This is a genomic window from Streptomyces chumphonensis, assembly GCF_014779715.1.
Lineage (GTDB): Bacteria > Actinomycetota > Actinomycetes > Streptomycetales > Streptomycetaceae > Streptomyces > Streptomyces chumphonensis.
In genome coordinates this window covers 1-14,200 of the sequence record NZ_JACXYU010000015.1, presented here as the reverse complement: position 1 = coordinate 14,200, position 14,200 = coordinate 1, and the positions used below count along the sequence as shown (strand labels likewise).

Sequence of the window (14,200 nt, the reverse complement as noted above, 5' to 3'; positions counted from 1 at the left end):
CCCGTACCGTCCGACCGGCCCCCGGCGCGCACCCCGCGCCGGGGGCCGGTCGCGTCCCGCCGGCCTGCGCGGCTCCCGAGGGGTCCGCATCGTGGAAGCGGGCCCGCTCGGCACGCTGTTGTATCTAAGGTGTGCGCATGTCGTCCCCCAGGGCCACCGCCGCCGCGCCCACCACCGCGTCCACGATCGACTCCGCCACCGTGTCCGCGACCCCGGACAAGCGTCCTCCCGCCGCCGAGCGCGTCTACGCCCACGTCAAGGAAGCCGTCCTGGGGCGCCGGTACGAGGGCGGCATGCTGCTGACCGAGGGGGAGCTGGCCGACGCCGTCGGCGTCTCCCGAACGCCCGTGCGCGAGGCGCTGCTGCGCCTGGAGGTCGAAGGGCTGCTGCGGCTCTACCCGAAGAAGGGCGCCCTCGTGCTGCCCGTCTCCGTCCAGGAGATCGGCGACGTCGTGGAGACCCGGCTGCTCGTCGAGGAGCACGCCGCCCGGCGTCCCGCGGGCCCCGCACTCATCGCCGAACTGGCGGAACTGCTCGACCGGCAGCGGGAGCTCGCCGAGGCCGGGGACCTCGCACAGGTCGCCCGCGTCGACCGGTGCTTCCACGCCACCCTCGTCCGCAGCACCGGCAACGAGATCCTCACCCGCCTCTACGACCAGCTCCGGGACCGCCAACTGCGCATGGGCGTCGCCGTGATGCACGCCCACCCCGGCCGCATCGCACAGAACATCGCCGAACACGGCGAGATCCTCGACGCCCTCCGCGCCGGGGACGCCGACGCCGCCGTCGCCGCCGTGCACCGGCACGTCGGCTCCGTGCGCGCCCTGCTGCGGGGCGATGTGCGATGACGGGCGCGGCCGCCGCGCTGCGGCTGCCCGGCGACCCGCCCGGCGGGCGCCGCGCCGTCGCCATGTGGAGCATCGGCGTCGTCGTCTACTTCATCGCCGTCACCTACCGCACGAGCCTCGGCGTCGCGGGCATCGAGGCCGCCGAGCGGTTCGAGGTCAACGCCTCCGCGCTGTCCACGTTCTCCCTGCTCCAACTGCTCGTCTACGCCGGCATGCAGATACCCGTCGGCCTGCTCGTGGACCGCTGGGGCACCCGCAAGGTGCTCTCCCTCGGCATCGTCCTGTTCACCACCGGGCAGTTCGGCTTCGCCCTGGCCGACTCCTACCCCGTCGCCCTCGCCTGCCGCGCCCTCCTCGGCTGCGGGGACGCCATGACGTTCATCAGCGTGCTGCGCCTGGGCGCCCGCTGGTTCCCCGCCCGGCGCGGCCCCCTCGTCGCACAGCTCGCGGGCCTCATCGGCATGGCCGGGAACCTCATCACCACCCTCGTCCTCGCCCGCGTCCTGGCGGGCTTCGGCTGGACACCGACGTTCGCCGGCAGCGCCGTCGCCGGACTCCTCGGCCTGCTGCTCGTGCTCGGCTTCCTCAAGGACCAGCCGGCCGGGTGCCGCGCCGCCGTCCCGCGCCACGACGGCCCCGGCTACGTCCGCCGCCAGATCTCCGCCGCCTGGGCCGAACCCGGCACCCGGCTCGGCATGTGGATCCACTTCACCACGCAGTTCCCCGCCATGGTGTTCCTGCTGCTGTGGGGCCTGCCCTTCCTCGTGCGCGCGCAGGGCCTGAGCATGGAGGGCGCGAGCACGCTCCTCACCCTCGTCGTCCTGTCCAACATGGCCGTCGGGCTCGTCTACGGGCAGACCGTCGCCCGGCACCACCGGGCCCGGGCCCCCCTCGCCCTCGGCACCGTCGCCGCCACCGCGCTGCTGTGGGCCGCCGTCCTGTACTGGCCCGGACGCACCCCGCTGTGGGCGCTCGTCGTGCTCTGCCTGGTTCTCGGGGCCTGCGGGCCGGGCTCCATGATCGGCTTCGACTTCGCCCGCCCCGCGAACCCGCCCGAGCGCCAGGGCACGGCCTCCGGCATCGTCAACATGGGCGGGTTCACCGCCTCCATGACGACGCTGCTGGCCGTCGGCGTCCTGCTCGACCTCACCGGCGACAACTTCCGCGTCGCCTTCTCCGCCGTCTTCCTCCTGGAGGCGCTCGGCGTCAGCCAGATCCTGCGGCTGCGGCGGCGGGCGGACCGCAGGGAACGCGAACGGATCGTCGCGAGCCGCGTCGAGGCCGTCCACGTCCCCGCGCAGACGTGACCGGGCCGCCGGGACCGCGCCGCCGGCCGCTACGCCGCGGCCGTCACGCCGTCACGGCGAAGTGGGCCAGGATCGCCTCGGCGAGCCGCTGGTCCCCCTCGACCTTGACGCGGTCCGCCACTGCCTGCGGGCGCACCCGGCCACAGGCCAGCCGCACATAGGTCTCCCAGTCCAGGGCGAACGTCACCGCCGGGCCGAGCGAGGGGCTCCCGTTGACCGTCGCCCTGCCCTCCTTGTCCACCCGTACCGTGCGCATGAACTCCACCGGACCGCTCACGTCGAACACGACCGCCGAGTTGGCCGGGGCCGACGCCCGCTCGGCGACCACGGCGGGCAGCGCGGCGATGAAGACGTCCCGCGCCACGTGCGCCCCCGGCGCGTCCAGGTTGCCCGGCGTGCCCAGCGCACGCCGCAGGTCCTGCTCGTGCGCCCACACGTCGAACGCCCGCTCCCGCAGCAGGTCCCGCATCGTGACCTCGTGCCCCAGCGGGTGCCGCAGCGTGGCCTCCGGCCCGCGCTTCTCGTTCCGCAGCTGCCGGGAACGGCGGATGACCGTGTACTCCAGCTCACCGGTCATCTCCGCGCCCGTGTGGTGCCGCCGGACGTCTACCTGCACCTCCATCCGGCGGCTCGTCTCGTCCGTGACGTGGTAGAGGTCGCGCGGCAGCGTGTGGATCGGGCGCGGATCGCCCAGCAGCTCGCACTCCAGGCCGATCACGTGCGAGACGACGTCCCGCACCGACCACCCGGGAACAGCCGTGGCGCGGTTCCACTCGCCCTCGACCAGCGGCTGCACCAGCTCGGATATCGCTTCGACGGAGTGAGTCCAGGCGTCGACGTAGGGTTGAAGGCTCGGGTGCTCGGTCACGGGGCCCCTCGTGGCAACGGTACGGATCTGTTCGCGGGCGGATGCCCTTCAAGTTAGTCTGCGGGCGGGCACCCGGGCACCGCTTTTGGGTGACGATCGTAGGCGCTTCGAGGCGCGGCCCGGCGCCCGGCGTGAACCTACGACCCAGGGACGAGGAGACCGTGCGCACTTCGCTGATCCAATTCGGTGTCGATCAGGACGACTCGGTCAACACCCGCCGGACGAAAGCCGCTTCGCTCGTCCGCGCACAGCGGGACGCCGACCTCGTCGTCCTCCCCGAGCTGTGGACCGTCGGGGCGTTCGCCTTCCGGGACTTCGAGGCCGCCGCCGAACCGGCCGCCGAAGGACCCACCGCCGAGGCGATGTCGGCCGCCGCGCGCGACGCCGGAGTGTGGCTGCACGCCGGCAGCGTCGTCGAACGCGCCGCCGACGGAGCCCTGTACAACACCTCTCTCGTCTTCGGCCCCGACGGCGACCTCGTCGCGACCTACCGCAAGATCCACCGCTTCGGCTTCGACCGGGGCGAGGCCACCCTCATGGCGGCCGGCACCACGCCCGTCACCGTCCAGGCGGCGGGCGCCACCCTCGGCCTCGCCACCTGCTACGACCTGCGCTTCCCCGAACTCTTCCGCGCCCTGACCGACGCGGGCGCCGCCCTCCTGGTCGTCCCCGCCGGCTGGCCCGCCGCCCGCGCCGGGCACTGGACGCTGCTCGCCCGCGCCCGCGCCGTGGAGAACCAGTGCTACGTCCTGGCCTGCGGCACCGCCGGCACCCACGCCGACGTCCCCCAGGCCGGGCGCAGCGCCGTGTACGACCCGTGGGGCGACCCGGTCGGCGAACTCCCCGACGCGACCGAGCAGGTCCTCACCGTGGACCTGGACCTCGACCGCGTCGCCGCCGTCCGCGAGGAGTTCCCCGCCCTCAAGGACCGCGTCCTCTGACCCACCCCCGCCCGGCCCGCGCCCCGAGCGGCGCCCCGACGGCCCCCTATGCTGGGGCCTTTGACGCGATCATGGAGGGGGGCCGCCATGTCCGAGGACGAGCAGATCGCCGACGATCTGGCGTGGTCGGAGGGGCAGCAGAAGAGAGCCGCGCGGTACATCGAGGAGCACCTCGGTCCCGACACCCACAAGGCGGGTGTCCTGGCCGACTCGGCGAGCGAGGCCGTCGTCGGCGGGTCCGGCGCGTCGGTGGCCCTCAGCCCCGGGGCGCTCGGCGACTGGGACGTCCGCGACGGCCTCGCCCACCGCATGGGCGAGTGGGAGACCGCCTTCACACGGCTGCGGGGGCGCCTGGAGCGGGAGCTCGGCGCCCTTCGCCACACGGGTGTGCTCTTCCAGGGCAACGAAGCCGCCACCTACTCCTCCTTCCTCGGGGTCGGCGGACAGAGCGCCATCTCCGACCACGCCGGCGACCACGCGCCACCCTGGACCGCCGGGCACCCTTCGCCACCCCCGTACAGCCGCCTATCGGATCTGTGAGGAGCGCACGCGTTCATGCCGGTGGACTTCGAGACGATCGTCGGCGCCGACCTGTCCGTGCTCCACGACGCCTCCATGGCGTGGAAGAAGATGGGGGACCGGTTCGGCGAACTGCACGACGACTACCGTGACCACGTGAAAGCCGCGGTGGAGGCGGACGAGCAGCGTTCCTGGCGCGGGCAGGCAGCCGGCATGTTCCGGAACCAGGCCCAGCTCACCCAGCGGGAGTACGCGGGCGCACGCAACGAGGCCAGAGCCGTCAGCGGACTGCTCGAAGACGCCTACACGACGCTCACCTCCCTGCGTCAGCGGGTCTTCGACGTCAAGGCCGAGGCCGAGAGCGCGGGCATGGACGTCGACGCCTACGGGCGGTGCTCCCTGAACCTCGGCACGCTGCCCGAGGACGAGCGGGAGGCGTACCAGCACCACCACCTCGCCCGCCAGGAGCTGGAGGCGTCCTGGAACCAGAAGATCACCGACGCGGTCGAGGCGGTGCGGCAGGCGGACCAGAACGCCAATGAGGCCCTGATGGCGCCCCCGGTCAGCATGCAGGAGGTCTACGGCTTCGACACGTCGCTCACGGGCGACATCGGGGAGGTGAACAGCCGGCAGGTCGACGATCTCTACGAGAAGATCAAAAACGGTGAGACGCTCACGGACAGGGAATACGAGGACCTGGACTTCCTCATGGAGGCCAACGAGGGCGACCCCGAGTTCAGCCGGACCCTCCTCACCTCGCTGGGCGGCCCCGACGGTGCCATCCGCATCCACAACGAGCTGGCCGAACGTGCCTACACCGACGACACGGGGAACAGGAAGCGCCACCTCGACCTGACGGGTCACCTCGCCAACGCCGTGAGCACCGCCACCACCGTCGACGGCGAGGACACCGCGACGGACAAGAGGTTCTACGAGCAGTGGCGCGCCGACCTCCGGGAGGCCGGCGTCCAGGAGTACCGGCTCGACTTCACGGACCACGGTCCCGAGGACGTGCAGGACGTGCGCGGCTACCAGAGCCTCGTCTCGCTCCTCCAGCAGGGCGGCGGCTACGACGACCGGTTCCTCCACGACCTCGCCGACGACATCCGCGCCGTCGAGGACCGGGGCCAGGGCGGCGACCCCGACATCTGGGACCTGCGCGGGACGTTCGCAGGCGAGCGGCAGCGCGACGGCACGTTCGACGACAGCCGGAACGGGTGGTTCGCGAACGATCCGCTCGACGGTGTCCTCGGCGTCATGAGCAAGGACCCGGCGGCGTCGACCGCCTACTTCGACCCCGCCACCGAGCAGGGCGAGGACCGCTTCCAGTACCTGGCGCACGACCGGGACTGGCACGTCGTCGACACCCATGCCCCGGCCAAGAACGCGGAACAGCCCGGCGACGACACGGCGGACGCGGACAGCCGCACCGGCTTCGGTGCCGCCCTGGAAGCCGCGATGACCGGCCACGCCCCCGGCACGGAGACGCCCGACGACTTCGCCCGGCACCGCCCGGAGGAGTCCCGGCTGCTGGAGCACGTGATCACGGAGTACGCGGATGCATCCGCCGTCGACAAGGGCGCCATTCCCGAGAACATGCGCCAGAACTTCGCCAACACCCTCGCCCACTACCCCGAAGACGTCCACGACATCCTCGGCAAGCTCGGCCACGTTCCTTCCGAGATGAACGGCGTCGACGTCGACCGCACCACCATGCACCACTTCATTCGAGGTGTCGCCGAGGACGGTGCAGCCTTCCGAACCATCCACGACTCCCAAATGGAGGTCATCGCCGGAGACATCCACACACTCGATGCGGACGACCTACGCAACGGGAGCGACAAGGCCGTGGACGTCGCCCAGCGGAGTGGTCAGGCCATGGGCGCCTTGGACACCATTCGCGCTGACGTCCTCGGTGCCGACCGGGATGAGGAAATCGACCGCAACAACTGGAACAAGACCTACCAGTACCATGCCGCCGGTGCTTTGGTGACGGGAACTCCGATCTTCGGTGACGCTATACAGCGTCTCATCGATATCGGTGCCGGGGAGAACGCGGAGGCCCTGAACAAGGAGGTCGCCGACAAAACCACCGAAGAGCTCATCGAGCACTACACGAAAAACGGACTTCCGCGCCTGGAGAAGATGTTCAACCTCCGCGGCAAACAAGTGGGGATGAGTGACCCGGAATTGGGCGAGGGGGATTTCCAGCGTGTGGTCCTTGACGAAGTTCTGAGTCGTTACTCGGCAGGCCACACTGACTCCGGTGGTTCGACGGGAGACTGGGAATGAGTGCCGGCGAGAAGGTCGCGCGGCGGCCGGTGGGCCGACGGCCGGTGGTTGCTCTCGCTCTTGCCTCCCTCTGTGCCGGGGCTGGTGGGTTCGCCTACTGGGTGATCGGTGGCGAGGAACCGGAGCCGAAGCACTGCGAGGGATACCTGACCCGCGAGGCCCTCTCCCCCTTGGCGGGAGGGGAGGCGGTGGAGGACGAGCCGTCCTGGAAGAGCTTTGTGAACGAGTCGGGTGAGTTCGAGTCCGATGCGGCCGAGGTCCTGGGAGAGGTGTCCCGCTGCAACGTGGTTCTGCCGAACGGGGACGTGGCGGAGTTCACCACTTCCACGGGCTGGGGCGGTCCGTATCAACCGGTCCCCCTGAGCGCCAGCTGGTACAGCGAAGCCGCACCACTGGGTTCTGGCGTCAGCGGCTGGACGGAACGGGGACGTGGAGCTGTGCTCCTGCCTGACGCGTGTGCGGAGAACTTCCCGTCCCAGGAGCCGGTACAGGTAACTCTCAGGTTGCGGCGCGCGTTCCTCGGCGAGCTGCCTGCGCCCCCGCGCGGCCCCTTCGCGGAAGCGCTCATGTCCTATGCCGCCACCATGGCCGAGCTCAAGGGGTGTGGCACGAAGGAGTTCCGGCTCTCCGCCTCCGTGCCCCAGGCTCCTTCGCCGGAGGGTCTTCCCGACACCGACCACTGCGGCCTGCCCGGCTTCGTCGCGACGCGCTCACAGGACGCCGGTGCGCCGCTGGAACAGACGGTGGTGGGCAGTGCATCGGACAGTTGGAGCTGCGTCGTGGGTCGCGAACTGGGCCGCGAGGACGCCCAGGCCGCTGTCGCCTTCGCTCTCACCACGCAGCAGCAGGTGATCGGGCGGTACACCCCTGCCACGGACCGCGACAACCGCAACACCCGGGCGGAAAAGGTGATCTGCGGCGGGGACGAGTATCTGATGATCATGGCCTTCGGTGCCGAGGAAGGCGAGAACCCGCCGCGGCACATGGAGCAGGCCCAGGAGCTGGCGGAGAGTCGGCTGAAGCCGAAGGAGGAGTTGTACGGGGACTTCGTGGCCGCCGCGAGGAAGTCCCTGGGCTGCCCGGCGTAGTGCCCGCCCCCGCCCGGGCGGGGGCGGGGCGGTGGCAAGCTGGGCGTATGAACGATGCTGCCCCGGCGCCCACCCCCGCGCCCGCGTCCCGCCGTGCCCGTGTCCGTGCTCCCGAGCTCGTCGGGAAGGGCGGCTGGCTCAACACCGGTGGGGAGAATCTCACCCTCGCCGACCTGCGCGGACGCATCGTCCTGCTGGATTTCTGGACCTTCTGCTGCGTGAACTGTCTGCACGTGCTGGACGAGTTGCGGGAGCTGGAGGAGAAGCACCGGGACACCCTCGTGATCGTGGGGGTGCACTCGCCGAAGTTCGCGCACGAGGCCGAGCACCGGGCGGTCGTGGACGCCGTCGAGCGGTACGGGGTGGCGCACCCGGTGCTGGACGACCCGGAGCTGGCCACGTGGAAGCAGTACGCGGTACGGGCGTGGCCGACGCTGGTCGTCATCGACCCGGAGGGGTACGTGGTGGCGCAGCACGCCGGGGAGGGGCATGCCCACGCCATCGCCGCGCTCGTCGCCGAGCTGGAGGCGGAGCACGCGGCGAAGGGGACGCTGCGGCGCGGGGAGGGTCCGTACGTGCCGCCGGAGCCGGTCGCCACGGACCTGCGGTTCCCGGGCAAGGCCCTGGCCCTGCCCGGTGGCGGATTCCTCGTCTCTGACTCCACCCGGCACGCGCTCGTCGAGTTGGCGCCGGACGGCGAGAGCGTCGTGCGGCGGATCGGGACGGGCGAGCGCGGGCTCGTCGACGGCCCGGCGGACGTGGCCCGGTTCAGCGAACCGCAGGGCCTCGCGCTGCTGCCGGGCGGTGAGGTCGTCGTCGCGGACACGGTCAACCACGCGCTGCGGGGCCTGGACCTCGCCACGGGCGAGGTGCGGACGCTGGCGGGCACGGGCGGCCAGTGGTGGCAGGGTTCGGCGACCGGCGGTCCGGCGCGGGAGGTGGCGCTGTCCTCGCCGTGGGACGTGGCGTGGTTCGGCGGCCGGCTGTGGATCGCCATGGCCGGGGTGCACCAGCTGTGGACGTACGACCCGGAGACCGACGTCGTCGAGGCGGCGGCCGGGACGACGAACGAGGGCCTGGTCGACGGCCCGGCCGCCGAGGCGTGGTTCGCCCAGCCGTCGGGCCTCGCGGCCACCGCCGAGCGGCTGTGGATCGCGGACTCCGAGACCTCGGCGCTGCGCTGGCTGGACCGGGACGGCGTCGTGCGCACGGCCGTGGGCGCCGGGCTGTTCGACTTCGGGCACCGCGACGGTCCGGCCGGGCAGGCGCTGCTCCAGCACCCGCTGGGCGTCACGGCGCTGCCGGACGGCTCGGTGGCCGTCAGCGACACCTACAACCACGCCCTGCGCCGGTACGACCCGGCGACGGACGAGGTGAGCACGCTCGCCACCGACCTGCGGGAACCGTCGGCGGCCGTGCTGCCCGCCGGGGACGCCGACGGGAGAGCCCACGGGCCCGGGGGCACGGCCGGGGCGGAGATCGTCGTCGTGGAGTCGGCCCGGCACCGGCTGACCAGGCTGCGGCTGCCCGAGGAGGCCGTCGCCGTGGCCTCGGTGGCCCACCGCACGCAGCGGGCGGCGACCGAGGTGGCGGAGGGGGCGCTGATCCTGGACGTCCTGTTCTCCCCGCCCGCCGGGCAGAAGCTCGACACCCGCTTCGGCCCGGCGAGCCGGCTGCTGGTCGGTTCCACCCCGCCGGAGCTGCTGGTCGGGGGAGCCGGGCAGGACACCGCGCTGCGCCGGGAGCTGGTGCTCGACCCGGCGGTGCCGGAGGGTGTCCTGCACGTGTCGGCGATGGCGGCGTCCTGCGACGACGATCCCGCGAACGAGTACCCCGCCTGCCACATGCACCAGCAGGACTGGGGCGTGCCCGTGCGGCAGCGGGCGGGGGGCGCCACGCGGCTGCCGCTGGTCCTGGCGGGGCTGGACACGACCGGGGCGGACGAGACGGGCTGAGCCGGGGGCGCGCGGGCGCCCGGGAACGGCCGAGGGGCGCACCGCCAGCGGTGCGCCCCTCTTCCCCGTTGCCCCCGTGCTCCCCCGTGGGACGTAACTCTCGTACGCGAGTTTCACAGCACTGTCATGGGCGCGGCTCCTTCCCGTCACAGCCGCCGCCCGTCGCCCGGACGGTTGCGGGCGCCGTGCGGCGGCCGGGGGCGTGGGGGACCATGGGCGTAGTCGCGCCCCGAATGAGGTGTGTTCGCGATGTCGCGTGCCGAACGTGCGTCACTTCAGCAGTTCTCGGTGTCGGGCCTCGCCGCCGCCGTGCTCGCCGAGGACGGCACGGTGGAGAGCTGGGCGGACACCGCGCGCGACCTGCTGGGATGGACGGCCGGGCAGACGTGCGGCCGGCCCGCGCGGGAACTGCTCGCCGACCCGGACGCCTGGCCGGGTCCCGTCGAGGGCTGCGCCGGTCCCGGCTGGGAGGGCGAGCTCACGCTGCGGCACGTGGACGGGAGCGAGGTGCCCGTGGGGCTGCGGGTGCTCGCCCTGCACGATCGGGGGCACGGTCGGGGGCACGCCCGCAGCCGCCTCGTGCTCGGCGCCCGGGCGGAGCTGCTGGACCTGTGGCGGCAGAGCCACTCCCTGGTGGAGGGCCTCTTCACCCAGCAGCGCATCGGGCTCGCCGTCTTCGACCCGGAGATGCGCATCGTCCGCAGCAACCTCTCGCTCCTCTCCTACAGCGGGGTGCCGGCCGACCTGGACGGGTTGCGCCTGAAGGCCGTGGCCCAGCCCGAGGACGCGGAGCAGCTCGAGGGCTGGCTGCACCTGATCATGACGACGGGCGAGCCCGTGCTGGGCGCCACGCTGCGGGTGCGCACCCTGGCCGACCCCCGGCAGGGTGCCCTGCTGTCGATGTCCGGGTTCCGGCTGCAGAGCCCTCGGGGGCAGCTGATGGGGACGGCCGCCGCCTTCACCGACATCACCGAGCAGGAGCAGGCGGGCAAGCGGCTGAAGCTGCTGCACCGGGCCACGGCGATCCTCGGGGCGGAGCTGTCGGCGCCGCGTACCTGCGAGGACCTGGCCCGGGTGCTCGTGCCGGACTTCGCGGACCGGGTCCTGGTGGGCCTGGCCGAGGGGGTGCTGCGGGGGGACGAGCCGGTGGTGAACCGCGACGGGGAGCTGCTCGTCACCCGCAGCGCCGTCGTCGGTGCCGACCCGGGCCTCCTGCCGACGACGGGACGCGTCACCGTGCCGCCGCGCGGCGGGCCCGAGCCGGGCGGCGTCCTCCTGGCCGACCTCCCGGACCCGGACGCGGCCGGGCCCGGCGACGGCGCTCCGGGGGCCGCGGAGCGCCACTGGACGCCGCACATGCCCGGCGCGCACAGCGCCCTCAGCGCGCCGCTGCGGGCCCGGGGCGCCTTCCTCGGCACGGTGACGCTGTGGCGTACGGGCGTCTCCGCGCCCTACGGCCGGGAGGACCTGGCGCTGCTGGAGGAGATCGCCGCCCGGGCCGGGCTCGCCGTGGACAACGCCCGCCGCTTCCACCGCGAGCACCGCGCGGCCGTCAGCCTGCAGCGGAGTCTGCTGCCGCCCGCGACGGCGTCCAGCGCCGGAGTGGAGACGGCGAGCCTCTACCTGCCCGCCGGGGCGGGCGGCGGCGGGGTGAGCGGCGACTGGTTCGACGTCATCCCGCTCTCCTCCGCCCGCGTCGGCCTGGTCGTCGGGGACGTGGTGGGGCACGGCCTCCAGGCCACCGTGACGATGGGCCGGCTGCGCACGGCGGTGCGCACCCTCGCCGACCTCGACCTGGACCCGGAGGAGCTGCTCTCCCACCTCGACGACCTGGTCACCCAGCTGGACGTGGCGACCAGCGACGAGGGCCGCCACCAGGCCCGGGAGTCGCTGGGCGCCACCTGTCTGTACGCGGTGTACGACCCGGTCACGCGGCGGTGCTCGTTCTCCAGCGCCGGACATCCGCCGCCCGCGCTCGTCACCCCGGACGGCGACGTGCGGTACGTCGAGATCCATCCGGGGCCGCCGCTCGGCGTGAGTTCCCTGCCGTTCGAGCCGGTGGAGGTCGCCGTGCCGCCCGGGAGCGTCCTCGCCCTCTACACCGACGGCCTCGTCGAGCCGAGGCGGGGCGACATCGACGACGGCATGGCGGAGCTGCGCCGCGCGCTGCGCGCCACGGACCCGGTGCGGCGACCGCTCGCGGCGACGGTGGAGCACTTCAGGACGAGCCTGCCGGACGAGCCGCTGTCGGACGACGTCACCCTCCTGCTGGCCAGGACCCGCGCGATCGACGCCGGGGACACCGCGGCGTGGACGCTCGACCCCGACCCCGCCTCCGTCCCCGAGGCGCGGGAACTGGCACTCGGGCAGCTCGACGCGTGGGGCCTGGACGCGATGGCGTTCACGACGGAGCTGGTGACGAGCGAGCTGATCACCAACGCCGTGCGCTACGGCGGGGGTGGGCCGGTGGAGCTGCGGCTCACCCGTGCGGACACGCTGATCTGCGAGGTCTCGGACCTCAGCAGCACCCAGCCGCGCATGCGCAGGGCACGGGCCACGGACGAGGGCGGGCGCGGCCTGTACCTCGTCGCGCAGCTCACCGAGCGCTGGGGCAGTCGGTACACCCGGCGCGGCAAGACCATCTGGACGGAGCAGGTGCTGGCACCGCCCGGCGCCGAGGCGTGGCTGTGAGCGGGAGCCGTCAGCCCGCGAGGAAGGCGGCGAGCGTGGCCGCCAGGTAGTGCGGGTCGTCGGCACCGGCCAGTTCCCGCGCCGAGTGCATCGACAGGATGGCCACGCCGATGTCGACGGTGGCGATGCCGTGCCGGGCGGCGGTGATCGGGCCGATCGTCGTGCCGCAGGGCACCGCGTTGTTCGACACGAAGGTCTGCCACGGCACCCCGGCCCGCTCGCACGCGGCGGTGAAGACGGCGCGTCCGGTGGCGTCGGTGGCGTACCGCTGGTTGACGTTGACCTTGAGGATCGGGCCGCCGCCCGCCCGGGGGTGGTGCGTCGGGTCGTGCCGCTCGGCGTAGTTCGGGTGGACCGCGTGGCCGGTGTCGGAGGACAGGCAGACGGTGCCCGCGTAGGCCCGTGCGCGGTCCTCGTAGCCGCCGCCGCGGGCGAAGACGGAGCGCTCCAGCACGTTGCCGAGGAGCGGCCCCTCCGCGCCGGTGTCGGACTGGCTCCCGTTCTCCTCGTGGTCGAACGCCGCGAGGACCGGGATGTACGGCGGCGCGCTCTCCGCGGCGGCCGTCAGCGCGGCCGTCCCGGCGTGGACGGAGAGCAGGTTGTCCATGCGCGGCCCGGCGATCAGCTCCCGGTCCCGGCCGAGGTAGGCGGGTGCCTCGACGCTGTGCAGCATGAGGTCCCAGCCGACGATGTCGGGCGCGTCCAGCCCGGTCTCCTCGGCGAGGAAGGCGAGGAGGTCGCCCTCGCGGGCCTCGCCGAGGCCCCACACCGGGGTCATGTGCCGCTGCCGGTCCAGCTTCAGGCCGTCGTTGACGCCCCGGTCCAGGTGGATGGCGAGCTGCGGCACGCGCAGCAGCGGGCGGTCGGCGTTGACGAGCCGGGTGCCGCCGTCGCGCAGGGCGAGGCGCCCGGCGAGGCCGAGGTCGCGGTCCAACCAGGTGTTGAGGAGGGTGCCGCCGTAGATCTCCACCCCGAGCTGGCGCCAGCCGTGCGCCCCGGTGTCCGGCTCCGGCTTGACGCGGAGGTTGGGCGAGTCGGTGTGGGCGCCGACGACGCGGAACGGTGTCGCGGGCGTCGCCCCCTCCGGCACGTACCACGCGATCAGGGCACCGCCGCGCACGACGTAGCGGCCCCCCGTCGCGCCGTCCCACGCCTCGGTCTCGTCGACGGCGCGGAAACCGGCCTTCTCCAGCCGCTCGGCGGCGTTCGCCACCGCGTGGTACGGAGTGGGCGAGGCGGCCAGGAAGGACAGGAGGTCGTCGGTGTGGCGACGGTCGAACCGGTCGTGGTGCTGGTGCATACGGTCCAGGATACGGACCGCTTCAGGGGCCTCCGCTCGGCTCCCGGTCCAGGCCGGGGACGCGGACGGGCCCCACACCCCCCGACCGGGTGTGGGGCCCGTCGCGCTCACGTCCGTGACGTGCTCGCTTCAGCAGCGGTGACCGCTCAGAAGGCGGCCTCGTCCAGCTCCATGAGCGACAGGTCGATGGACTCCGCCAGCTCGCGCTGCACGCCCACGTTGGGCAGGACGTTGGTGGCGAAGAACTTCGCCGCGGCGATCTTGCCCGCGTAGAAGGCGGTGTCCTTCGCCGGTGCGCTCGGCAGCTTCTCCGCCGCGACGGCCGCGCCGCGCAGCAGCAGGTAGCCGATGACGACGTCGCCGGAGGCCATGAGGAACCGGGTGGTGTTCA

At 73.1% G+C, this 14,200-nt stretch carries 11 protein-coding genes; 8 read left to right on the top strand and 3 right to left on the bottom strand.

The annotated features are described in order from the left end of the window. The first annotated feature begins 137 nt into the window (after positions 1-137). Complete coding sequence (locus tag IF129_RS22030; RefSeq protein WP_191211533.1) at positions 138-848, top strand: GntR family transcriptional regulator; 711 nt, start codon at positions 138-140, stop codon at positions 846-848. Next, a complete protein-coding gene (locus IF129_RS22025; RefSeq protein ID WP_191211532.1) occupies positions 845-2,155 on the top strand; it encodes an MFS transporter in 1,311 nt (436 codons plus the stop codon). Before IF129_RS22030 ends, IF129_RS22025 begins: the two co-directional genes overlap by 4 nt. A gap of 43 nt (positions 2,156-2,198) precedes the next feature. Here IF129_RS22025 and IF129_RS22020 read toward each other — a convergent pair whose 3' ends face one another. Then, positions 2,199-3,023: a maleylpyruvate isomerase family mycothiol-dependent enzyme gene (locus IF129_RS22020; protein WP_191211531.1), complete on the bottom strand. Its 825-nt coding sequence runs from the start codon at positions 3,021-3,023 to the stop codon at positions 2,199-2,201. 161 nt (positions 3,024-3,184) lie between these two features. Between IF129_RS22020 and IF129_RS22015 the strand changes: the two genes are divergently transcribed. From IF129_RS22015 to IF129_RS21990, 6 genes are all read left to right on the top strand, one after another. After that, positions 3,185-3,964, top strand: a complete 780-nt coding sequence (locus IF129_RS22015) for a carbon-nitrogen family hydrolase (RefSeq protein ID WP_191211530.1) — start codon at positions 3,185-3,187, stop codon at positions 3,962-3,964. Positions 3,965-4,051: 87 nt separating this feature from the next. Next, positions 4,052-4,504: a hypothetical protein gene (locus IF129_RS22010; protein ID WP_191211529.1), complete on the top strand. Its 453-nt coding sequence runs from the start codon at positions 4,052-4,054 to the stop codon at positions 4,502-4,504. Between the two features lie 15 nt (positions 4,505-4,519). Continuing rightward, positions 4,520-6,775, top strand: a complete 2,256-nt coding sequence (locus IF129_RS22005; RefSeq protein ID WP_191211528.1) for a DUF6571 family protein — start codon at positions 4,520-4,522, stop codon at positions 6,773-6,775. After that, positions 6,772-7,863 carry a hypothetical protein gene (locus IF129_RS22000; RefSeq protein WP_191211527.1) on the top strand — a complete coding sequence of 364 codons (1,092 nt, stop codon included), beginning with the start codon at positions 6,772-6,774 and terminating at the stop codon, positions 7,861-7,863. The genes IF129_RS22005 and IF129_RS22000 overlap by 4 nt, the downstream gene beginning before the upstream one ends. Positions 7,864-7,910: 47 nt before the next feature. Next, a complete protein-coding gene (locus IF129_RS21995; protein ID WP_191211526.1) occupies positions 7,911-9,818 on the top strand; it encodes an NHL domain-containing thioredoxin family protein in 1,908 nt (635 codons plus the stop codon). Between the two features lie 249 nt (positions 9,819-10,067). Next, complete coding sequence (locus IF129_RS21990; RefSeq protein WP_191211525.1) at positions 10,068-12,509, top strand: ATP-binding SpoIIE family protein phosphatase; 2,442 nt, start codon at positions 10,068-10,070, stop codon at positions 12,507-12,509. Positions 12,510-12,519: 10 nt separating this feature from the next. On the opposite strand, the gene IF129_RS21985 is transcribed toward IF129_RS21990, so the two are convergent. Both IF129_RS21985 and IF129_RS21980 read right to left on the bottom strand, forming a co-directional pair. Further along, positions 12,520-13,809, bottom strand: coding sequence for a M18 family aminopeptidase (locus IF129_RS21985; protein ID WP_191211524.1), 1,290 nt, complete (start codon positions 13,807-13,809; stop codon positions 12,520-12,522). Positions 13,810-13,955: 146 nt separating this feature from the next. Next, on the bottom strand, positions 13,956-14,200 hold a 245-nt coding region (locus IF129_RS21980; protein ID WP_191211523.1), incomplete at its 5' end, for an acyl-CoA dehydrogenase C-terminal domain-containing protein.

What these genes read in the sequence shown, in the direction of transcription:
- IF129_RS22005 (WP_191211528.1), top strand. Translation starts at nt 4,520, where the DNA reads ATGCCGGTGGACTTCGAGACGATCGTCGGCGCCGACCTGTCCGTGCTC.
- IF129_RS21995 (WP_191211526.1), top strand. Translation starts at nt 7,911, where the DNA reads ATGAACGATGCTGCCCCGGCGCCCACCCCCGCGCCCGCGTCCCGCCGT.
- IF129_RS22000 (WP_191211527.1), top strand. Translation starts at nt 6,772, where the DNA reads ATGAGTGCCGGCGAGAAGGTCGCGCGGCGGCCGGTGGGCCGACGGCCG.
- IF129_RS21990 (WP_191211525.1), top strand. Translation starts at nt 10,068, where the DNA reads ATGTCGCGTGCCGAACGTGCGTCACTTCAGCAGTTCTCGGTGTCGGGC.
- IF129_RS22030 (WP_191211533.1), top strand. Translation starts at nt 138, where the DNA reads ATGTCGTCCCCCAGGGCCACCGCCGCCGCGCCCACCACCGCGTCCACG.
- IF129_RS22010 (WP_191211529.1), top strand. Translation starts at nt 4,052, where the DNA reads ATGTCCGAGGACGAGCAGATCGCCGACGATCTGGCGTGGTCGGAGGGG.
- IF129_RS22025 (WP_191211532.1), top strand. Translation starts at nt 845, where the DNA reads ATGACGGGCGCGGCCGCCGCGCTGCGGCTGCCCGGCGACCCGCCCGGC.
- IF129_RS21985 (WP_191211524.1), bottom strand. Translation starts at nt 13,809, where the DNA reads ATGCACCAGCACCACGACCGGTTCGACCGTCGCCACACCGACGACCTC.